The 24001-nt window shown below is 39.6% G+C and carries 10 protein-coding genes and 8 pseudogenes; 10 read left to right on the top strand and 8 right to left on the bottom strand.

Annotated features, from left to right (window positions below; all coding sequences use genetic code 11):
- Positions 1-5 precede the first annotated feature (5 nt).
- On the bottom strand, positions 6-614 hold the full coding sequence (locus IPL35_14210) for a hypothetical protein (GenBank protein MBK8444490.1): 609 nt from the start codon (positions 612-614) through the stop codon (positions 6-8).
- A 355-nt stretch (positions 615-969) separates the two neighbouring features.
- Between IPL35_14210 and IPL35_14215 the strand changes: the two genes are divergently transcribed.
- The 5 genes and pseudogenes from IPL35_14215 to IPL35_14235 all read left to right on the top strand — a co-directional run bounded on the left by IPL35_14215 (position 970) and on the right by IPL35_14235 (position 9275).
- Positions 970-1587, top strand: coding sequence for a hypothetical protein (locus tag IPL35_14215; GenBank protein MBK8444491.1), 618 nt, complete (start codon positions 970-972; stop codon positions 1585-1587).
- Position 1588: 1 nt separating this feature from the next.
- Positions 1589-2662, top strand: a complete 1074-nt coding sequence (locus IPL35_14220; GenBank protein MBK8444492.1) for a glycosyltransferase family 9 protein — start codon at positions 1589-1591, stop codon at positions 2660-2662.
- Positions 2663-4204: 1542 nt separating this feature from the next.
- Positions 4205-5434: a thrombospondin type 3 repeat-containing protein gene (locus IPL35_14225; protein MBK8444493.1), complete on the top strand. Its 1230-nt coding sequence runs from the start codon at positions 4205-4207 to the stop codon at positions 5432-5434.
- 1426 nt (positions 5435-6860) lie between these two features.
- Positions 6861-8491 (top strand): annotated as a pseudogene (locus IPL35_14230) (thrombospondin type 3 repeat-containing protein).
- Between the two features lie 163 nt (positions 8492-8654).
- A complete protein-coding gene (locus tag IPL35_14235; protein MBK8444494.1) occupies positions 8655-9275 on the top strand; it encodes a hypothetical protein in 621 nt (206 codons plus the stop codon).
- A 354-nt stretch (positions 9276-9629) separates the two neighbouring features.
- Here the strand turns inward: IPL35_14235 and IPL35_14240 are convergent, their stop codons facing one another.
- Together IPL35_14240 and IPL35_14245 are read right to left on the bottom strand one after the other, a co-directional pair.
- A complete protein-coding gene (locus IPL35_14240) occupies positions 9630-11405 on the bottom strand; it encodes a hypothetical protein (protein MBK8444495.1) in 1776 nt (591 codons plus the stop codon).
- Between the two features lie 39 nt (positions 11406-11444).
- A pseudogene (locus tag IPL35_14245) lies at positions 11445-12921 on the bottom strand (magnesium chelatase).
- 246 nt (positions 12922-13167) lie between these two features.
- Here IPL35_14245 and IPL35_14250 point away from each other — a divergent pair.
- Positions 13168-13983, top strand: coding sequence for a hypothetical protein (locus IPL35_14250; GenBank protein ID MBK8444496.1), 816 nt, complete (start codon positions 13168-13170; stop codon positions 13981-13983).
- Positions 13984-14086: 103 nt separating this feature from the next.
- The gene (locus tag IPL35_14255) at positions 14087-14452 is read left to right on the top strand and encodes a hypothetical protein (protein MBK8444497.1); all 366 of its coding nucleotides are present in this window, start codon (positions 14087-14089) and stop codon (positions 14450-14452) included.
- A 67-nt stretch (positions 14453-14519) separates the two neighbouring features.
- Here the strand turns inward: IPL35_14255 and IPL35_14260 are convergent.
- A pseudogene (locus tag IPL35_14260) lies at positions 14520-15135 on the bottom strand (TIGR04282 family arsenosugar biosynthesis glycosyltransferase).
- Between the two features lie 146 nt (positions 15136-15281).
- Here IPL35_14260 and IPL35_14265 point away from each other — a divergent pair.
- The 3 genes and pseudogenes from IPL35_14265 to IPL35_14275 all read left to right on the top strand — a co-directional run bounded on the left by IPL35_14265 (position 15282) and on the right by IPL35_14275 (position 20352).
- Positions 15282-16805: a T9SS type A sorting domain-containing protein gene (locus tag IPL35_14265; GenBank protein MBK8444498.1), complete on the top strand. Its 1524-nt coding sequence runs from the start codon at positions 15282-15284 to the stop codon at positions 16803-16805.
- Between the two features lie 162 nt (positions 16806-16967).
- Positions 16968-17872, top strand: a pseudogene (locus tag IPL35_14270) (DUF1016 family protein).
- 228 nt (positions 17873-18100) lie between these two features.
- Positions 18101-20352: pseudogene (locus IPL35_14275) on the top strand (type I restriction enzyme HsdR N-terminal domain-containing protein).
- Between the two features lie 260 nt (positions 20353-20612).
- Here IPL35_14275 and IPL35_14280 read toward each other — a convergent pair.
- The 4 genes and pseudogenes from IPL35_14280 to IPL35_14295 form a co-directional block, all read right to left on the bottom strand.
- Entirely contained in the window at positions 20613-21533 is a 921-nt protein-coding gene (locus tag IPL35_14280) for a hypothetical protein (protein ID MBK8444499.1), read from the bottom strand.
- Positions 21511-22812, bottom strand: a pseudogene (locus tag IPL35_14285) (hypothetical protein). The gene IPL35_14280 and the pseudogene IPL35_14285 overlap by 23 nt, the downstream one beginning before the upstream one ends.
- 145 nt (positions 22813-22957) lie before the next feature.
- Positions 22958-23422 (bottom strand): annotated as a pseudogene (locus IPL35_14290) (hypothetical protein).
- Positions 23413-23925 (bottom strand): annotated as a pseudogene (locus IPL35_14295) (hypothetical protein). Before IPL35_14295 ends, IPL35_14290 begins: the two co-directional pseudogenes overlap by 10 nt.
- Positions 23926-24001 lie beyond the last annotated feature (76 nt).

Consider the following 24001-nt stretch of genomic DNA (forward strand, 5'->3'; position numbering starts at 1 on the left):
TACCATTACAAATAGCAGATAAATGCGCCTGGCACTGTAACTGCTATACGCATACTGTCGGGTTCGTCACTCAAATGATCTTTATTAGGCCACCACAAACTAGCTCCTGTGCCTTGGCAAGCAATACCGAGCCAATCCTGATTATTTTTATCTTTTCTCCATACAAAGCCGCCGTCCCAAGGGGCATTTTTAGCAATAATAGGACTTCCTCGATAAAAAACCTGAATATTTACAGCTTGCTTTGGATACAAGAGCATTGGAAAGTTTATCATAGTAGCATTTCCGTCACGTATAAAAGCTAAAGGTTGCTCATTATACCTTATACTATCTATCAGCATATTGGCAAATAAATCTATTTGTATTTGCTGAGTAGGTTTTAATAGTATAAAGTCTATGTTGCACCAACCATCAATACTTCTTTGCTCAAAATTTACCTCTATATTCAGATCATAAAATTTCACATCAAAACAAGAACGCAAAGCAGAAAGCGAACCTCGTAGCGTATCTTGATGAGAGAATTGTGTTTTTTGATGGGTTAATTGAGCATAAAGTAAGTTTTTTTTACTTAAAAATAAGTTTAAAAGCAAAATAATAGTAAAAAAACGCTTATACATTTTATTAAATTTAATATAAATTAAAAATTAAAATAAAACTAAAATATAAACTAAAATACTATAATGAATTATAAATCAATTGTTTATAAACAAATAAATAAACAAATAAATAAACAACATACATTATTATATAGGATTCAAATTATCCTTTGAGTAATAATAGGCAAATGGATGATTAAAAAATACAATTAATTAAACACTTTTTATTAACTTGATAAAGTTAAATATTTTTATTAAGTTTAGTATTAATCAAATACTAAATTTCATTTTTACTTTATTTTGCATTAATATTAAAAATTAATTTTGCTAAATAAAAATTTAACTTTATCTTTGCCTTTATACAATTTAAGTAATTATGAAAGAAGTTATCAAACAAAAGTTTAAAGAATCCTTTGACTATTTAAACGAAAATACAACGCTTTTTAAGAACAAAAAAGCATTTGCGGAAATCATGGGAATTACGCCACAATTTCTGAGTCAATTATTAAATGATAACACACCAATCCCACTAGAATTTTTATCAACGTATTTTACAAGATTTCCGGTAAATCCAGGGTTCTTTTTTAAAGGAGAAAGTAATATATTCATTCAAAATGCACCAATGGGTACTCCTTACGGATATAGCAGTTTTGATATTAATTCTCCGAATAATAATAGCGGAAATTATGCTCATTCAACTGCCTTCCCTCCTCCTCCTGCCTCGCCTCCCAAACAGGGTGCTTCCTATAATATGAATATACATAAATCTGTTGCCGGAGTTAACAGAGATATTTCAACACCCTCCATAAACGGTTCCCATATCTCTGCTCCTTATGAAAGGGCAGCGGCGAATTATGCCTCATCTTATTTAAAAGATCCAATTGATTTAAGAAGCCTTAAAGAGTCTTTAGAACGTTTGTCTGCTGCTCATCAAGATTTGATGAATGTGATTTTACAGTTTGTAGATCAACAAAATCGCAGAGAAAGCATCTGAGATGAATATTGCCATTTACTGCCCCACTGGCATAGGGAATTATATTTTAAAGACACCATTTTTATACACACTCCAAAAAACATACCCCCACAACAATTTATTTTTATTGGTTGAAGATGGTTTTTTATTGAAAAATAATTTAGAAAATGATGAATTTTTTAATTTTAAATTAATTTTTTTTAATCAAAAATCTAAATTAAGTAAAATAAAGTTAATATTTAGTTTAAATAAATTAAATATAGATTGTTTAATTTTTCCATTTGATGCTTATTCTTCTTTAAGTGTGTTTTGTTCATTATTAATGTTTATTCCTTTTAGAGTAGTACATTATCATCCCGAAAAAATTTCTCTGACACAAAAGGTATTGTTTTTTTTTTCAGGTATTCATTTATTGCCCGCTACGAAATGGGTGCCGACGATAGGGCATCGTCATGAGATAGACCTGAATTATGATTTGCTTCAAGCTATACATCCCGCTTACTTCAAGCGCACTTATACAACTCGCTTATATTTGCAGCCTTCACCTTCCACCCCCTCGTCGTTGTTTGGGTTGCGCCCCAAAACATATATTATAATACAACCTGCGGCGGCTAACGGAAACTATACAGCAAAGATGTGGAATCCTCAAAGCACCATTGAATTGCTAAAAAAGATTTCTGAGGAAAATATATTTACGGTATTAGTTGGAGATAACGGAGATGCGAACCTGCTCCAACCCTATTTAAAAGACTTGCCGGAGAATACATTAAATTTGGTTGGGAAAACAAATTTTAATGAACTTTTAAATATTATATATTATTCTAATTTAGTTATTTGTCACGACTCCGGTGTAATGCACATTGCTGATGCTCTTGCAGTGCCGCTCATCGCGCTATACGGACCCACAGATTACCATCGTACCCGCCCACTAAAAAACACCTCTAAGGTTTTAATAAGCTCTACTGATTTTACAATGGCGATGTTTAATTTCCAAAAAACGGAGGCAGATTTGGAAACACACAATAAAAACTTTAAAATGATGGGAGGAATTAGCGTAGAAGATGTGTTTTGTATAGTAAAAGACATATTAACATAATATATTTTACAAAAAAATAAAAAATAAATTTTAGTTATTTTTTATTAACATAATATATTTAATTATTAAAAACAAAAGTATCGTTTTTTTAACTTTCTTCCTCTATCCCTCCTTTCATACTTGTTTGCAAAAAAGGCGATTAAAACGTCTTTGAGTGGGTTTTTACGTTATTTTCAGGTATCTTGTATTCAGAAGTTATATATTAAATTTTTTATTCTTAAAAAAAAGAAGCCAAATATTTAAACAACGCTACCTCCTCTTCTTCTGAAATATTTTTTATATCCATAACAAGTTTTTATTTGTGGGTACATTTTTTACTGGTATTTGGAAGCCTATCTTTCTATACCATATCATATAAAAAGGCTTGTATTCATAAACCCTATTTTTTTGTAAAAATATTTTAGTCGGGTTTTTAAATTATTAATACAAAAACCTATTACAAAAATTTATCTATTGTTTTTATTTCTTATATTTGACAATTATTATTTTTGTTCACTATATATAAGAGTCTTTATGAAATACATTTATTTTATTCTATTGGGTTGGTTCTGTATAGATCTGCATATTTATGCTCAATCTGTATCCGAACATAATTTTATAAAAGCACAAAAAGAGGAGTTTCCGGTCGGGTTGAAAGATTACTTTGAAACCGCTTCGGTGTATCGGTTGGATATTAGCGATTTTTTGGAAGCCTTAAAAAAGAACAGGACAGATGTTTTTTCTCTAAGTTTTGAAGAAACACCCAATATTCGTTTTTACCCTGTTTACAAAAACATAACAAACGAACGTACTGTTGTACGATTGTCCACCGATAACGGCATTATTGAAGATGCTCCCACCCACCCTGTTTGTATAGCCGGAGACTTGAGTGATAATAGTGGCTCTTATACCTTAACAGTGAATGAGAATTTTTTAGCCGGAAAAATAAAGCAGAAGGATAAGGTTTTTTACATAGAACCACTTTGGCATTATTTGAAAGAAGCAGATAACAACTTATATGTAATGTATGAACCACAATATAGTGTATCAAAGGAAACGATACATTGTGCGGTGGAAGCTCAACAACAGCGTCAGCAATATTTTATAGAAAAACAACAAATGATGCCTTCCGGCTGCAAAGTGGTGGATATTGCTCTTGCCAGTGATTATGGGTTTTATCAACAACACCAAGGTTCGCCGGCAAGTAGCACCAATGTTCAAAACTGGTTGGTGGCGATGATTAATTTGGTGGAAACGGACTATGATACAGATTTTACTTATACACTGGAATTTAATATTGTAGAATATTTTTTGGAAACCACCGCTACTTCGGCGTGGACAACGAGTACAGAAGTAGCTGTTCTGTTATATGGCAACGGCAGCTACCCTTTTCCGACTAATAGTTTCGCGGGGTGGGCACCTACCGGATTTACACAAACAAATGATTTGGGACAATTGTGGACTTCCCGTAATCTGACCTCCTCCGGCTCTACCGGTGTCACAGGTTTTGCTTTCAGTGCCCCGGGAGTATGTAGCAACTTCAAATACAGCGTCATAGAAGATATGCCCTATACCATATCGGCGACACTTAATGCTGCACGTCACAACACCTCGCACGAAATTGGACATAACTTTACCGCCCAACACGATGGAAGTTCAGGATTTATTATGTCAGCATCTTTTAATATTGCCTCGCCCTCCACTACCTGGTCTTCTACATCTGTATCTGCTATTAATACAAAACTCGCAGCTGTAACTTGCCTGACTACTTGTGTTTCAGACACAGATGGTGATGGTGTTGCAGATACCAACGACAACTGCCCCTCTTTATCCAATACCAACCAAACCGACAGTGATAATGACGGAATAGGTGATGTGTGCGATAACTGCCCCTCTTTATCTAATACCAACCAAACCGACAGTGATAATGACGGAATAGGCAATGTCTGCGACAACTGCCCCTCTTTATCTAATACCAACCAAACCGATAGCGATAATGACGGAATAGGTGATGTCTGCGACAACTGCCCCTCTTTATCCAATACCAACCAAACCGACAGCGATAATGACGGAATAGGTGATGTGTGTGATAACTGCCCCTCTTTATCCAATACCAACCAAACCGACAGCGATAATGACGGAATAGGCAATGTCTGCGATAACTGCCCCTCTTTATCCAATACCAACCAAACCGACAGTGATAATGACGGAATAGGTGATGTCTGCGATAACTGCCCCTCTTTATCCAATACCAACCAAACCGACAGTGATAATGACGGAATAGGTGATGTGTGCGACACAGGTACTTGTATAAACGACACAACCCTTACTACTACAATAGCTAGTAACGATATTGTATTTATTGAAGCAATAGGTACGATTTCTTGCAACAGTAAAATTCATACAGGAGCTACATTGAGCCTTCTGAGTGAGAATCTTACTTTTCTTACAGATGGTTTTTGGGCACAATCAGGGAGTGACGTATTAGTCGGTTATCAAGTCTGCAGCAGCAATAAAAATACAGAAATGCCGGAGCTTGCAGCTACGGATATTATGTTTCCAAGCGTATATACCAATAATAAATATTTAATTTTCAATGAGTTAAACACCGATGAACTGTATGAATTATGGATATATGACACCATGAAACGACCTTTACTATACGAAAAAATCATTCCCTATACAACACAGCAATCAATATTGCTTCCCTCAATTCAAAGTACTCAAATTATATGGATTGTATTAAAAAACAGACAAAACGTATTAAAATATTACTCTATTTTAATTCCTTGAGAATAAATTAAAACAATTAATAAAAAAAATTTTTTAAATAATTATTTTTTTATTCTCAGGCACATTTAATTATAGTTATATTACAATATGTATAAAAACACAAATTACTCCAATAAATAAATAAAAAAATCACAATTAAATCCGACTAACAATACTTTAATATAAAAAATAATATCTGTTTTTATACCATTTAGTTTTTTTACTCATATAATTGGTATTGATTTTGCATATAATGATTTTATAAGATATATGCATATATGCAAACTTAACAATTTTTATAAACAATTAAATGCTATGGGGTATGAAAAGCAAATATTATTGCATCGTTTTACTGCTTTGTTTTACAAGCACGTTGGCTCAGGATTATACGTCTTATCCTTATCCGTTCTCAAAAGACAGTAGTATATTAGGTGATTGTTTTGTTAATGTGCAATTAAATAGTATCTCTACTACTCAGTTGTATTCGGCATTTAGTAATAAAAACATAACCTCCTTTACAATTGGTGATAAAAATATCTTAGCCTCTCAATTAATTCCTGTCTCTATTGTCAGTCCGCAAGCGACTGTTCGCATTAAAACAAATACGGGAATTATTGAAGATTTGCCATCACAACAAGTTCACCATTATAGAAGTAATAGCAGCGACAAATTGCGCTTTAGCATAGGAGAAAATTGGTTAGTAGCATCTTGGATAGAAAATGGTGATGAATATTATACAGAATCGGCAAAGCGGTTTGATGACAAATTAGCAGACAATGTATATATTACATATCGCAAACAAGACGTAATTAAAAATTATACGATCAGTTGTTTATCTCAAGAAACAGAAAAAGCACAGAAAGAAGTTATTGAGCAATTAGCTGCTAATGAAAAAGCCATATTGGGTTGTAAAGTAGCAGAAGTGGCTATTGCCTGCGATTCCTTGTACTATCATTATCATAAAGGAGTTCCGGCTTCTACTGCTAATGTTCAAGATTGGGTGGCTTCTATATATAATCTTGTTGCCAGCGATTTTGACGACGTTTTTAATTATGCCATAGAGTGGCAATTGATAGAGTTTTTTATTGAAACCACCACTGCCTCTGTATGGTCAAGTACAACAGATATTTCAGGACTACTGACAGGTGGTGCATTTCCATTTGCTGCCAATAGTTTTGCGGGGTGGGCCTCACAAGGGGGTTTTACGCAGACACATGATATTGGGCAACTTTTGACAGGGCGAAACTTGACCTATAATGGCAACTCCAGTTATACGGGTTTGGCAATTACCAACCCGGGTATTTGTAGTACATCGGGCAAATATAATTTGACAGAAGATATTGCGAGTACACTCGGAGCCACCCTGCAAGCAGTGCGCCATAATACCTCTCACGAAAATGGACATAATTTTACTGTTACTCACGACGGTGCTAACAGTGGCTATATTATGTCGCCGAGTTTTAATTTGGCAAGCCCCTCCATCAACTGGTCTGCCGCTTCAATTACAGCAGTAAATAATAAATTGAACCTGACAACCTGCTTAAATGATTGTGTTTCAGATGCTGATAATGATGGTATAACAGACTATTCCGACAACTGCCCTTTAATTTCAAACCCTTCGCAAGCCGATAATGATGGCGATGGCATAGGCAATGTGTGCGACAACTGCCCCAACACCGCCAACAACGACCAAGCCAATGCTGACGGCGACAACCTCGGAAATGTATGCGACAACTGCCCCAATACCGCCAACAACGACCAAGCCAATGCTGACGGTGACAACCTCGGAAATATATGTGACAACTGCCCCAACACCGCCAACAACGACCAAGCCAATACTGACGGCGACAACCTCGGAAATGTGTGCGACAACTGCCCCAACATCGCCAACAACGACCAAGCCAATACTGACGGCGACAACCTCGGAAATATATGTGACAACTGCCCCAACACCGCCAACAACGACCAAGCCAATACTGACGGTGATAACCTCGGAAATGTATGCGACAATTGCCCCAACACCGCCAACAACGACCAAGCCAATACTGACGGTGATAACCTCGGAAATGTATGCGACAATTGCCCCAACACCGCCAACAATGACCAAGCCAATACTGACGGCGATAACTCGGAAATGTGTGCGACAACTGCCCCAACATCGCCAACAACGACCAAGCAGACTCAGATGGTGACGGCATAGGCGATGCGTGTGACAACTGCCCCAACACCGCCAACAATGACCAAGCAGACTCAGATGGTGACGGCATAGGCGATGCATGCAGCTCTCAACCGAACAATACTTACCATGTCAGTATTAGTCCAAAAGTAATTTTGCAAGGAGCTTATGTTGTATCTACCGGACTTATGCGCGATAATATTCGCACCTTAGAATTACTACCACTACAACAACCTTATAATATAACTCCGTTCAACTATAATGCCAATCAGATTATTGAAGACACCAGCATTTTAAATATAACAGGCAGCGATGCCATAGTGGATTGGATATTAGTAGAATTACGCGATAAAAACACCCCTTCTGTTATTATTGACAAAAAAGCAGTGCTCTTGCAGCGCGATGGTGATATAGTAGAAACTGATGGAAATACGCCGATAATATTTAGTGTAATATCTGATGATTATTATGTTGCGGTGAGGCATCGGAATCATTTAGGAGTTATGACAGCTACCGCCATTTCTCTCAGTAATATTACACAAAATATTGATTTTACCGACCCTGAGACTCTCACCTACGGGCAAGGAGCACAACGACTTTTGTCTAACAATAAAACTGCATTAAGGGCGGGCAATACCAACGGCGACAAAAAACTTGTACTGGCAGGCAGTAACACCGATGTAAATCCGATTTCTACAAAAGTATTGATTGCCCCCGGCAACACCTTTTTTTCCAAAACTTATACCGTTACGGGGTATACCAGAGAAGATGTTGATTTAAACGGAAAGGTCGTTTTGGCAGGCTCACAAACGGAAGTAAACCTCATCAGTAATAATATCTTAATGAACCCTCTAAATCCCTCATATAGCCCTACCTCTATTATTCAAGAGCAACTTCCATAATATACAAGCAAACATTTTTTAATTATACATCTAAATAACATCAATATAAGCGCGATTAAAAAATTTTACACTTATGTAAGCAAAACATTTTTTTTCAATTATACATTTTAATAACAATTATATGAATACAATTAAAAGATTTTTATGCGCTGGAATTTTATTAATGAGTAGCTATTTGAACTTACAAGCGCAAGCTGATTTCTGCCTCTCATTAGAAAATGAAACACTCACAGTTAATCTGTTGAGCCAAGCGGATTATATTACGCCTCCCAATAATTTTTGGAACAGCACTGTGTTTACTATCCGTTACCCTACTACAGCTACTGTCGCTTGGTCGGGATTCACGGAGTCCACAGCACTTAGTTTGGGCGAAGATCTCTCCACTATTCCGGCAATAGACGGGGGCGATGGTTATTATTACAAAATGTTTTCTTCGGCTGATGTGGGCGCAGTGCAAAACTTTGCCACCGGCAGCAGTACGGCTTTGTTCAGTATTAATTTTACCAGCGACCAAACTGTTACATTTGAGTTGGTAAACTCTAATACTTGGACGATGAATAACAACGGAGATTTGACATTTAATAATGCTGTAAGCAACAACATTGTAAATACGGTGGTTACTACTTGCGGAACACAAACTTATACGGTGGCTGCCGCTATTGTGGACAACGATAATGATGGTGTACTCAGCGATACCGACCCTAACGACAACGACCCTTGTGTACCCGTAGCGTGTCCTACTCCCTGCCCCTCCCTTTGCTTAAAAATTACGGTTATCAGATAAGATAAGTAATACCAAATAAATAAATATCTAAATGACACAGTATATAAAGTCTTCCATTTTGTAATGATGCGGCTGATATTATTGCTAATATCAGCCACTTTGAATGGAATTAAATCTGTAAAACAACTATGCCAAATAGATATTTGAATGATATAAATTAGTGCTTTTATAAATATTATTAGGCACGATATAATATCTTGCCGCCTCTATTTTAGTGGCGGTAATATTGTATTTACAAGCGGTTTAACCCTATCAAGGTTAAACCGCTTGTTTTAAACGCTCGGACTTGTAGGTATATACCTGCAATTTGCTTCCCTGTTAAAACACTACCCTACTATTTATTTGGTATAATTATCAGGGTTTTAACAGGGATTTTCGCAGTTGAAATTGTGCCTCGCTAAAATTATCGGTTTGTAGGAGAGCGTTGTTTATTTTTACTTCTATCTCCATGGCTACACCACGCAATTGCTGTGTTTTTCCTTTTCGCAGCACCTCCAACTCCACACTTTGTTCCGCCTGCGGATAACGAAGCAGCTCCAATATTTGTTCGTAATTGCGGGCGTTTACAGCTTCGCCATTGACAGAGAGCAGTGCATCAGCTTCTTCCAAATTCAGGGTGTTTTGCCCTACATCGGTACAATAAAAATAGCGTTTCCCCTCTGCTATATCAAAATTTCCGAAAGTATGAACGGTGGCTTTGCCGTTTTCTACAAAATTCCAGCCAACTTTTTCCAAAAAATTATTGTAAGGCAATGTTGATTTTGATTTGAGAAGCATTTCTGACAGCAATGGCTTTTGTAAAGCTGCCATAGCGGGTTGTTGCGCCAGCGTATCCAAAAAATATTGCTCCGAAAAATAAACAACACTGTCATTTTTACTTCTTTCATGCCAAAAATCCAAAAGTAAGTGTTGTAAGCCGCGTTTGCCGCCGGAGGTTTCGCGCAGTGCAATATCCATACAAAAAGCTGCTATTGCTCCTTTAAAATAATAAGGCATTCGCGCCGCCGCATCGCCGCCCGCCGCTTGCTGTTCGCCGTAGCGCAGTAGCGGCACTTCGGGCATTTCGGTGTAAGTGGTCAATTTATGGCGCAGCATCTGCTCAAATTGCGCATCGCTCAACAGCCCCTGTTGCCACAGTGCCAACCAACTGAAGTATTCCGTTACTCCTTCGTAGAGCCACCAATGCTGCGAGTGCTGCACAATAGGAACATCGCTGCGGAGGGCATCGCTGCGGAGGCGGCGCGGAATAAAATTGTGCAAAAACTCGTGTGCAGCTACTTGTTGCAACAACATTTTTTCGGCTTGCCCGCTATGGAGTTCGGGGACTACGATTAGGCTGTTGTCGGCAAACGACAAAGCTCCGCTGCCGCCTTTGGCTGCCTGCTCTGCGGGTAATTGCACCACCACAAAACGATACGAAGGCACTGCTACCGCCGCACCGCCGAATTTTTTGACGGCTTTGAGCGCAGGTTCTATGATGCGTTGCAGGCGTATAGCGGTGAGGGCAGGGTCGTTGCAAAAAGACTGAATTTCAAAATGTGTGTCGTCAATGCGGAAAGTGGTGCTGTCAAAAGGAGCAAAACAGATGCTTTCCTGAGCAATTTCGTCAAAAGAACCCTGACGGCAGTTGCGCTCCAATAAAAAAGATGTTGCCGCCGCCGGTGCTTTAATGTGTAAATTGTATTGCACCAATTGTGGATTATTCTGAAAAAAACCGACAAAAAAATAAGGGTGAGCAAATAGCACATTTTCTCTTTCGGTATAAAAAGCTGCCGTCATTGCTGCTTCGCCGCCCGTAATTTCGTAATATACCGAATCCAAAGGTGAGGGCGTATTCGGAAAAAGCAGCGTATTTCCTTCCAAAAGGCGATATTTTACTTTATTGCCGCGCTTGTCGTAAGCCGCAATATTTTTAATCCAACGGGTAATATCTGTGCCTTCGGGCAAGGCGAGTGTGTAATAAATATCAGGATAAGCATAAAAGGCGACAGGGTGCAAACTTATACTCAGCGGTGTATTTTTTTTAGGAAAAAGCTGAATATCAACACTGCAACTTTGCGCCGTTATATGATGATAGCCGATGAGCCACCCTATAACAGCAATTATCCATATATTGATATATTGAAACACACACACAAGCGTAGCGGTAAATATTTTTTGGGTTTTTATTTATTCTTCAAAATTAAAATCTTTTTGCAAATTTATCATACTGTCCAATAAATCTTTGAACTGTACGCCGCCCTGTACGATATTTTTATTGATTTTTGAAAATTCCGCCATTCCAAATAAGCAAAGTTCCATCAACAAATATTGCTCGTGCAGGCTTGTATCGGGGTGCAGTTTTTGTACGAATGTTTGCAAACCGCCTATGTTTTTTAATTTTTTTCATAATCGGTGTGGCTGTCGTCCACCATTAATTCTGTGGTATTTCCCTCGCCGAACCACGCCGCTATGGACGTGTAAGGGTCTTCTTTTTTCGTTTTTTAAATAATTCGGGGTCGGGAAAATAACTGAGGAATGTTTTTTTGAGACTGCTGTTGATTAAACTTTGCGCCACTAAAAAAGCCCCCTCCTGCTCGCCTTCATACACCAATTCTATTTTTCCGGTAATAGCAGGAACAATTCCCCAAAAATCGCTCCACCGCGCTTGTGTATGTGTTTCGCTATTGAGCAAAGCTCGCCGCTCGGCGGTACTGTACAAATTTTCCATCGCCGAAATGCTCAACCGCGCCGACACACCGCTTTTGGCATCTACATATTCATTGTCGCGGGCTTCAAAAGCAATTTGTTCAATAGCTGTTTTGAGGCGTTCATTTACCGCTACCTGCGCCTCTTGTGCTATTGTATGTGCTTCTTGTTGGGTAATGCGTGCCGCCACCGCAATAGAAACAGGATAATGGGTAAGAATCTGGCTCTCAATGCGGTCTTTGAGCGGTGTCACTATATTGCCGCGATTGGTATAATCTTCGGGATTGGCAGTAAATACAAATTGAATATCCAAAGGCAGACGCACTTTAAAACCTCGAATTTGAATATCTCCTTCCTGCAAAATATTGAATAAAGACACTTGAATACGCGCTTGTAAATCGGGCAATTCGTTGATAACGAAAATGCTGCGGTTGGAGCGCGGAATAAGTCCGTAGTGAATAACGCGCTCATCGGCATAAGACAGACGTAAGTTGGCAGCTTTGATGGGGTCAATGTCGCCGATGAGGTCGGCAACGGATACATCGGGTGTGGCTAATTTTTCGTTGTAGCGTTCGCTGCAGTGCAGCCACTCGATGGGAGTGGCATCGCCTTGTGCTTCGAGCAGTTGGCGGGTGCTGTGTAAAAGAGGCTGCAAGGGATCTTCGTACAATTCGCTGCCCGCCACATAAGGCACATATTCATCTAATAAATGTACCATCATTCGGGCGATGCGCGTTTTTGCCTGCCCACGCAAGCCGAGTAATAATATATTGTGCTGCGACAAAATGGCGCGTTCCAAATCAGGAATTACGCTGTGTTCGTAGCCGATGATACCTTCAAAGACGTTTTTTTTATGTTGAAGGGCGGCGAGCAAATTGGAGCGTAGCTCTTGTTTGATGCTCTTGGCACGATAACCACTCGCTTTGAGCGCACCCAAAGTATTAAAATCAGGTTTCATAAAAGAGGTGATGGATAATGAATATCAACGAACAACATAACAAATAAAAACGAGATAGGTTTGCTGAAACACCTGTTTAAATGATATAATTTTAATTCAATAATATTTGCAGTATAATCACCTGATTATGAATAAAATATTTAAAACGTTCTGTTTTGTTTTTTTATGTTTCACAATAAACTTAAAGATGAGTCGTTAGTCAAAACAACATTATTTTATTTTAAAAACATAATATCATTTTTATTTATGAAGAAAGTAATTTTCGCGCTCCTGCTGATGATAAGTACCGTTTTAATGGCGCAAAACCGACAAGCCCCCGCACACGATATGCGTGCCGATGGCGAAAAGCAAATTCAAACCCTGATTAAACAATTAGGTTTGAACAAAGAACAGGCACAGCAAATGCGCACGCTGCAACAACAACTTAAAACCGACCGCCAAGCAGCCAAAGAAGGCGACAAAAGCGACCGCCAAGCCCTGAAAGACAAATATGAAACTGAATTAAAGAAAATATTGACCCCTCAGCAATTTGAAAAATACCAAAGCCTGCGCGAAGAACGCAAAGCTGAAATGAAAGAAAAACGCGAACAGCGCAAAGAACAACACCAAAGCCCCGAAGCCCGCGAACAGCGCAAAAAAATTCGCGAATATGTACAGAAAAATGTGATGCCCACCGTAAAAACTCAACGCGAAAAACTCAATCGCAACATATCCAAAAGCGACCAGCAACTCATTGAGCAGCTTCGCCGCCAAGCCGACCAAATGAAACAAAGCCGCCGCCAACTGAAAGATTTAAAAAATGCCGACGAGCGCAAAGCGGCGATGGAAAAATTGAAAAAACAAAAAGATGATTTGGTGAAAGAAAGTGCGGGGTTGGTGAAAAAATACGATGCCGATATAGAAAGATTGCGCAAAGAAGTAGAACCTCAAATTCAACAATGGAAAGGCGACTTGAAAAAAATGATGCAAGATGCAGACAAAGAAAAAATGTTTAAATTTGAACAACTGAAGCATCGTTTTTTGATAATGGATTTTGACGACACAGAAGATATAGATAACTAAAAATATGATAGTATCTATTTAGCGCAATAAAAAACAGCTTACCTTTATTCGCAAAGACATTATTTTATTTGTAAATTTTAAAAAACACAGTATCAATTTTTTTATGAAAAAAGTAATTTTTGTATTCCTGCTGATGATAAGCAGCAGTTTGATGGCACAAACTCAACAAGCCCCCACACGCGCTATGCGTGCCGATGGCGAAAAACGAATCCAAATGATGATAGAAGAATTGGGTTTGAGCAAAGAACAGGCACAGCAAGTGCGTACCTTGCAACAACAATTTAAAGACGACCGCCACGCTGCCAAAGAAGGCGACAAAAGCGATCGCCAAGCCGTAAAAGAAAAATTTGAAGCCGAATTAAAACAAATTCTGACTCCCGAACAATTTAAAAAGTTTGAAGCGATGCGCGAAGAACGCAAAGCCGAAATGAAAGAAAAACGTCAGGAACACAAAGCACCACGCAAGTAGTTTTTTGTGCTGTAAAAAAAACACCCTTTTGTCCCGCAAGAAAGCAATGCTCTTGCGGGGCATTTTTTTATGATAAAGGCGGCGGCAAAGCAGCCGATAATATTTGATACCGTTGCCAGTCTTCGGGGGTGTCAATGTCGTGAAGCAGAGGCAGCAGGGTAACACTTTTTTCGCTCAAATCCCAAAGTTGCCGCCAATACCTCATCGCTGCTCCAGCGTTTGTTGCAAAACAACCCTGCGTTCATCTCCTTGATTCCCAAAAGATAATAGCCGCCGTCAGCCGCTGCACCGACCACCGCATCGTGTTGTTGCAGTTGTTTAAAAGCAGCAGCAAGTACGGCGGTGTTTAATTCAAAAGTATCGCTGCCGATGATGACAATTTCCTGAAATCCCGCTTCAAAGCCTTCTCTGAACGCATTTTCCATACGCTGCCCCAAATCTGCCCCGCTTTGGGTATGTTTTTCATATACAGCATCGTTCCAAAGGTCGTTTTTTTCTATTTTATCCGAATAATACACCCATTTTTTGATGCTTGTTTCTAAAGTGGCGCAGATATTTGCCGTATGCCGGAGCAAAAACCGATACACTTCCAAAGCTGCCTCCGCACCGATGCCTTGTGCCAAGCGCGTTTTTACTGCTCCCAAGCGCATATTTTTTACAAAAATTATCAACAGGCGTTTCATAACAGCAAAATTTATTCTTATTCTAAAATAATCATTATTTTTGAAAAATAAATATTGACACTTTTTTAGTATTTAACCTCAAAAAACATATCTTTCTTAAAATGCAGCTTTTTACTCGTTTTTTTTCAAAAATTGCACTATTTTTTTTGATAATAGTACAATTTGGTGCGCTTCAGGCACAAAATTATCCCATCGGCAGCACTACTTTTACTTTTATCGGCAATGATGGCAGCACTTTTACAACCAATGTGTATTATCCGGCGATAACGGCGGGTACTAATACAGCGGTCGCTGACGGGCAATTTCCGGTGGTAGCTTTCGGGCACGGCTTTACGATTAATGCTACGGCGTATTCGTATTTGAGCGATTTTTTAGCGACAAAAGGTTTTATAGTGGCTCTCCCTACTTCCAATACCGGCACTTCGCCCAACCATACCCAATTTGCCGACCACCTGAAAGTGAGCGCGGAGCTGGTGACAGCGAAAGGCAATGATGCTTCCTCTATTTTTTTTGGTAAAATCAACGGAAAAACTGCTATCGGCGGACACTCTATGGGAGGCGGCTGCACTTATCTGGCAGCGGCAACTGCCCCCGATGTAGATTGTATTTTTACGTTGGCAGCAGCTCCCAACACCACGCCCACTACGGCGTTGAGCGTAGCTCCTTCGGTGGCGATGCCTTCTTTGGTGGTGGCAGGTGTGGAAGATTGTGTGGCAGATACCAGCAACCAGCGCAATTTGTATAATGCAACGGCTTCGGCTTGCAAAACATTTTTGAAAATAGTGGGCGGCACGCATTGTCAGTTTACCGATGGTTCCGGTGAGGCAGGCTCTTGTTATTTTGGAGAAGGTTTCAGTTGCTTTGGCTACGGACCTTATACTTCTATTGATAATCAGCACACGATTGCGCTGAATGTGGTATTGCCTTGGCTTCAATTTTATCTACAAAATGATTGCACAGCATGGCAAAACTGGGTGAATTATGCCAATACCAATGCGGGTTTTTCGTGGTCTTCGCCCGATGTGTCCTGTGGTATTGATTTGAGCGATACCGACAATGACGGCGTATTGGCGCATTGCGATAACTGCCCGCTCGATGCCAACGCCGACCAACTCGATAGCGACCAAACCGGCATCGGCGATGCCTGCGAAATTGCGTTGTGTGTGGTGGATATGAATTTGAGCGGAAATGTGGCAAGCGGCAATAATGAAACTTATACCGTTTCGGATTATATTGCTTCTACTCAGCAAATCAACAGTGGTGCAACAGTACTCTACGATGCAGGAGCCTATATACAACTCATTCAGAATTTTTGGGCGCAGCAGGGCAGCGATTTTACGGCACAGATAGGCGGCTGTGTAAACAAACAAGGGCAGACGGCGGCGACAGCAGGCAGACCATTCAGCAGCGAACTGTTTCCAAATCCGGCTGTCGGCGGCACGCTTCCTACTTTGCACCTTCTCAGCAACAAAGAGAATTTGCGGGTGGCGGTGATAGTATTGGATATACAGGGCAGGGTGGTATATGAAGAAAATGAAACCCTCCTGCAAATCGGCATAGCGAGAGATATGGTGTTGCCTTTGTCGCATTTGCAGACGGGCTTGTATTGGGTGGAGGTGCGCAGCGATAATGGCTGGCGCGGCGGACACAAATTGATGTGGAGCCGTTGATATTGGGCGAGTTTTTTTTGAGCTTTTTTGAAAAAAATCATAGCGCAGAGGCTAGCAAGGCTTTCGCGCTGTGTTTTTTTTGTTGTATTGATAATTTTTATAAAAATCGCACTTTGCGACTTTTATAAAAAACCATTTTAATTACTTATAACCATTTGCAATATGAGTATTGAAAAAATACAGCAATCGGATTTTATTGCTGAAATTAAGCAAAAAGTAAGACAGGCTCAATACGAAGCCCTGAAAGCAGTGAATGTGCTGCTTATCAACTTATACTGGGAAATTGGTAAATCCATAGCCGAAAAACAGGCTGAAAGCTGGGGCAAAGCCATTGTTCCTGCTTTATCCAAAGAATTGCAACAGGAATTTCCGGGTGTGGGCGGATTCTCTACCACCAACTTATGGCTTATGGCACAGTTTTATACTGAATATCATTCAGATATAAATCTCCAACCATTGGTTGGAGAAATTAGTTGGAGCAAACAGATTGTCATTCTGAATAAATGCAATGATTCTCTTGAGCGCAAATTCTATATTTTGGCAACTAAAAAATTCGGTTGGACGAAGAATGTGCTTCATATTTTTGATTTTTGGAATTATCGGAGCAACACTCTGAACGGGAACTAGAAAATGCACTCATTCAAAATATAAGAAATTTTTTGCTCGAAATGGGACATCAATTCACGTTTATGGGCAATCAGTTTCGCTTAGAAGTAGATGAAAAAGAGTATTTTATAGACCTTTTGTTGTATCATCGTCAGTTGCGGTGTCTTGTAGCCATTGAACTCAAAGTAGGCGAATTTTTGCCGGAGTACAAAGGAAAAATGGAATTCTATCTTTCTGTTTTGAATGATAAAATCAAATTGCCAAATGAAAACGACAGCATTGGCATCATCATCTGCAAAGAAAAAAATAGAACCATTGTGGAGTATTCGCTAAAAACATCACAACTGCCTATTGGTGTTGCCACTTATACGCTCACCGATAAACTGCCCAAACCGTATCAAAACCTGCTGCCGAGCAGCCAAGAGATTACTGATAAAATCAACAAATATTTTAGCAACTAATAATAGCCAACCATTAGCTGGCGAGGCTTTTGCGCTGTGTTTTTTTTGTTGTATTGATAATTTTGCATAAAAATCGCACTTTGCGACTTTGCAGGTGCGTTAGTTTGCGCTCAAAAGGTGTGGCGGTGAGAAAAGTGTTTTTTTTGTTTGGGGAAATATGTGGATATTTGCGGAAACGGAAAATGTAAGAAAATTGAATGAATTAAAAAACTAAAACCTTTGCTATCAATGAAAGATATAACAATAACAAAAGAGAAATTATTCGGAAAATTAGATTTTAAAAAAATTGCTGATGACCCTGATTTTAAAGAAGATAGTGTCAGGGAGGTGATAATCCTGCCAATAATAAGAGAACTTGGCTACACACAAGAAAATATAGTCAGGAGCAAAACACTCCAACACCCTTTTTTGAAAATTGGCAGTAAAAAAAGACCAGTAAACCTCGTGCCTGATTATGCCCTGAAAGTTGAAAATAATTTTGCTTGGGTTTTAGATGCAAAAGCACCCAACCAAAAAATAATTAATAACGACAATGTTGAACAAGTTTACAGCTATGCTACACACCCCGAAATAAGAAGCAATTATTTTACGCTTTGCAATGGTGTAGAATTTTCTGTTTTCAGAACAGCCGACACCGATAAACCTGTTCTGTTTTTTGAATTAGAAAACATTGAAAATCATTGGAAAAATTTAGAATTACTGCTTGCACCAACGAGTTTTCAGGTTGGAAAAAACTTTGTCTATGAACCTCAAACTGCTTATAAAACAGGATTTGATTACAACAATAGACCACTACTTGAAGAAATTCCAGTAAGAAAACAACAAGCCAAAAGACATTTTGGTGTGCACGGTTATTTTACCAAACAAACTTGGAATGTAGTTGCCGAATACATCAAGAATTTTAGTAAGTCCGAGATTTAGTGCTTGACCCCTTTGGAGGTAGTGGTATTACTGCAATTGAAGCATTAATGAACAGCCGAAGTGCAATTAACATTGACCTAAATCCAATGGCTGTTTTTTTGGTTCAGTCTCTTATTGCACCAGTAAAGCAAGCTGACCTAACTCAAGCATTTAATGAAGTAAAAGAAGAATATTTAAAGAAGGAACCCAAAACAGATGACGAAATAAAGAAAGCCCTAAAGAAATATGAAGGACCCAAACCAATTCCTTTGCCAAAAGGCTCTGATGTGTCAACAGTTGACCAATTATTCAGTGACAAACAAACAGCACAATTGGGACTTCTTAAATCAATTATTCTCAAACAGTCCAACGAAAATATTAGGAATACTTTGTTATTAATGTTCTCTGGTTTAGTTACAAAAGCCAACTTAACTTATCATTCTTCTTCAACTCGTGGTGACGGTGGTGGTGATGCGGCTGCTTTTAGATATTACAGATATAGGATAGCACCAATACCAGTTAATTTAGATATTATGCAATTTTTTAAATTGAGATATAAAAAAGTTAGAGAAGCAAAAAAAGAAATGGAATATTTTATTAACAATAAAACTATTTCAAATGCACAAATTGTAAAAGGCACAGCAACCAATCTAAAGTTTATTCCAAAAGAAACAGTTGACTATATCTATACTGACCCACCTTATGGAAAGAAAATTCCTTATTTGGATTTATCTGCAATGTGGAACGCTTGGCTTGACTTGGAAGTTACCGAGCAAGATTTTAAAGACGAGGCAATAGAAGGTGGAGCGCACGATAAAAGCAAACATGAATACAACCAACTAATGGCACAAAGCATTAAAGAAATGTATCGTGTTCTAAAATATGACCGTTGGCTTTCATTTGTTTTTGCTCATAAAGACCCAGAGTTTTGGCACTTAATAATTGACACCGCAGAAAGTTGTGGTTTTGAATATGCGGGTGCTGTTGCACAAAAAAACGGGCAGACAAGTTTCAAGAAAAGACAAAACCCTTTTACAGTTCTATCAGGACAATTAATAATTAATTTCCGTAAGGTTCGCAATCCAAAAGCAATAATGAAAGCCAACTTAGGGTTAGACATTGCAGAAATTGTAATGCAAACCATTGAAGGAATCATTGCAAAATATAACGGTGCGACTTTAGAGCAAATCAATGACGAGCTTATCATTAAAGGCTTAGAACTTGGCTTCTTAGACTTACTGAAAAAAGAATATACCGACTTGACACCTATTCTACTTGACAAGTTTGATTATGATGAAAAAACAGAAAAATTTACCATCAAGAAAAATACAAAATTTGCAACTCATATAGATGTAAGGCTTCGGATAAAATATTATTTAATCAGCTATTTGAGACGAATGGAAAGAGAAAACAAAAGTCCACATTTTGATGAAATTGTTTTAGCAATTTTACCACTTCTCAAAAACGGAACGACACCAGAAAGTCAGACTATTTTAAGTGTATTAGAGAATATTGCAGAACGTGTTGGACAAGATAGTTGGCGACTTAAAAAAGAGGGGCAAGCAGTATTATTTAACTGATAAAGAAGATAACAGCATATTATCTTTATTTAGAGCATTGTTTTTTACAAAAAAATCACACCTACGGCGTTTAAGAGCTACTTTTTTATTTGGCACTAAAAAACCACATAAAACCGGATATTTTTTGAACAAAAGCACTTTGAGTGCCTGTTGGAGTGTAAAAACCCCTTATTTATAAGGCAAATATTAATAACTCATCTATGTATAAATGTTGTTGGAGGGGGTAGCTGAGGGGGGAGTTACCTAGGTACCCCCCCCACCTATATAAGTACCCCCCTACCTCTGAACTCGGTTAACTCTCCTCTGAACTCGACTAACTCACTTCTGAACTCCGCTAACTTACTTCTGAACTCCGCTAACTTACTTCTGAACTCCGCTAACTTACCTCTGAACTCCGCTAACTTACCTCTGAACTCCGCTAACTTACCTCTGAACTCCGCTAACTTACCTCTGAACTCCGCTAACTTACCTCTGAACTCCGCTAACTTACCTCTGAACTCCGCTAACTTACTTCCAAACTCCGCTAACTTACCTCTGAACTCCGCTAACTTACCTCTGAACTCCGCTAACTTACCTCTGAACTCCGCTAACTTACCTCTGAACTCCGCTAACTTACCTCTGAACTCCGCTAACTTACCTCTGAACTCCGCTAACTTACCTCTGAACTCCGCTAACTTACCTCTGAACTCCGCTAACTTACCTCTGAACTCCGCTAACTTACTTCCAAACTCCGCTAACTCACTTCTGAACTCGACTAACTCACTTCTGAACTCGACTAACTCACTTCTGAACTCGACTAACTCACTTCTGAACTCGACTAACTCACTTCTGAACTCGACTAACTCACTTCTGAACTCGACTAACTCACTTCTGAACTCGACTAACTCACTTCTGAACTCGACTAACTCACTTCTGAACTCCGCTAACTCACCTCTGAACTCCGCTAACTCACCTCTGAACTCCGCTAACTCACCTCTGAACTCCGCTAACTCACCTCTGAACTCCGCTAACTTACCTCTGAACTCCGCTAACTCACCTCTGAACTCCGCTAACTCACCTCTGAACTCCGCTAACTTACCTCTGAACTCCGCTAACTGACTTCTGAACTCCGCTAACTGACTTCTGAACTCCGCTAACTTACCTCTGAACTCCGCTAACTTACCTCTGAACTCCGCTAACACCTCTGAACTCCCCTAACTCACCTCTGAACTCCGCTAACTTACCTCTGAACTCCGCTAACTTACCTCTGAACTCCGCTAACTTACCTCTGAACTCCGCTAACTTACCTCTGAACTCCGCTAACTTACCTCTGAACTCCGCTAACTTACCTCTGAACTCCGCTAACTTACCTCTGAACTCCGCTAACTTACCTCTGAACTCCGCTAACTTACCTCTGAACTCCGCTAACTTACCTCTGAACTCCGCTAACTTACCTCTGAACTCCGCTAACTTACCTCTGAACTCCGCTAACTTACCTCTGAACTCCGCTAACTTACCTCTGAACTCCGCTAACTTACCTCTGAACTCCGCTAACTTACCTCTGAACTCCGCTAACTTACCTCTGAACTCCGCTAACTTACCTCTGAACTCCGCTAACTTACCTCTGAACTCCGCTAACTTACCTCTGAACTCCGCTAACTTACCTCTGAACTCCGCTAACTTACCTCTGAACGCCGCTAACTTACCTCGGAACTCCGCTAACTTACCTCTGAACTCCGCTAACTTACCTCTGAACTCCGCTAACTTACCTCTGAACTCCGCTAACTTACCTCTGAACTCCGCTAACTTACCTCTGAACTCCGCTAACTTACCTCTGAACTCCGCTAACTTACCTCTGAACTCCGCTAACTTACCTCTGAACTCCGCTAACTTACCTCTGAACTCCGCTAACTTACCTCTGAACTCCGCTAACTTACCTCTGAACTCCGCTAACTTACCTCTGAACTCCGCTAACTTACCTCTGAACTCCGCTAACTTACCTCTGAACTCCGCTAACTTACCTCTGAACTCCGCTAACTTACCTCTGAACTCCGCTAACTTACCTCTGAACTCCGCTAACTTACCTCTGAACTCCGCTAACTTACCTCTGAACTCCGCTAACTTACCTCTGAACTCCGCTAACTTACCTCTGAACTCCGCTAACTTACCTCTGAACTCCGCTAACTTACTTCTGAACTCCGCTAACTTACTTCTGAACTCCGCTAACTTACTTCTGAACTCCGCTAACTTACTTCTGAACTCCGCTAACTTACTTCTGAACTCCGCTAACTTACTTCTGAACTCCGCTAACTTACTTCTGAACTCCGCTAACTTACTTCTGAACTCCGCTAACTTACTTCTGAACTCCGCTAACTTACTTCTGAACTCCGCTAACTTACTTCTGAACTCCGCTAACTTACTTCTGAACTCCGCTAACTTACTTCTGAACTCCGCTAACTTACTTCTGAACTCCGCTAACTTACTTCTGAACTCCGCTAACTTACTTCTGAACTCCGCTAACTTACTTCTGAACTCCGCTAACTTACTTCTGAACTCCGCTAACTTACTTCTGAACTCCGCTAACTTACTTCTGAACTCCGCTAACTTACTTCTGAACTCCGCTAACTTACTTCTGAACTCCGCTAAACTTACTGAACTCCGCTAACTTACTTCTGAACTCCGCTAACTTACTTCTGAACTCCGCTAACTTACTTCTGAACTCCGCTAACTTACTTCTGAACTCCGCTAACTTACTTCTGAACTCCGCTAACTTACTTCTGAACTCCGCTAACTTACTTCTGAACTCCGCTAACTTACTTCTGAACTCCGCTAACTTACTTCTGAACTCCGCTAACTTACTTCTGAACTCCGCTAACTTACTTCTGAACTCCGCTAACTTACTTCTGAACTCCGCTAACTTACTTCTGAACTCCGCTAACTTACTTCTGAACTCCGCTAACTTACTTCTGAACTCCGCTAACTTACTTCTGAACTCCGCTAACTTACTTCTGAACTCCGCTAACTTACTTCTGAACTCCGCTAACTTACTTCTGAACTCCGCTAACTTACTTCTGAACTCCGCTAACTTACTCTGAACTCCGCTAACTTACTTCTGAACTCCGCTAACTTACTTCTGAACTCCGCTAACTTACTTCTGAACTCCGCTAACTTACTGAACTCCGCTAACTTACTTCTGAACTCCGCTAACTTACTTCTGAACTCCGCTAACTTACTTCTGAACTCCGCTAACTTACTTCTGAACTCCGCTAACTTACTTCTGAACTCCGCTAACTTACTTCTGAACTCCGCTAACTTACTTCTGAACTCCGCTAACTTACTTCTGAACTCCGCTAACTTACTTCTGAACTCCGCTAACTTACTTCTGAACTCCGCTAACTTACTTCTGAACTCCGCTAACTTACTTCTGAACTCCGCTAACTTACTTCTGAACTCCGCTAACTTACTTCTGAACTCCGCTAACTTACTTCTGAACTCCGCTAACTTACTTCTGAACTCCGCTAACTTACTTCTGAACTCCGCTAACTTACTTCTGAACTCCGCTAACTTACTTCTGAACTCCGCTAACTTACTTCTGAACTCCGCTAACTTACTTGAACTCCGCTAACTTACTTCTGAACTCCGCTAACTTACTTCTGAACTCCGCTAACTT

It is taken from the genome of Sphingobacteriales bacterium, assembly GCA_016711285.1.
Classification (GTDB): domain Bacteria; phylum Bacteroidota; class Bacteroidia; order Chitinophagales; family UBA2359; genus JADJTG01.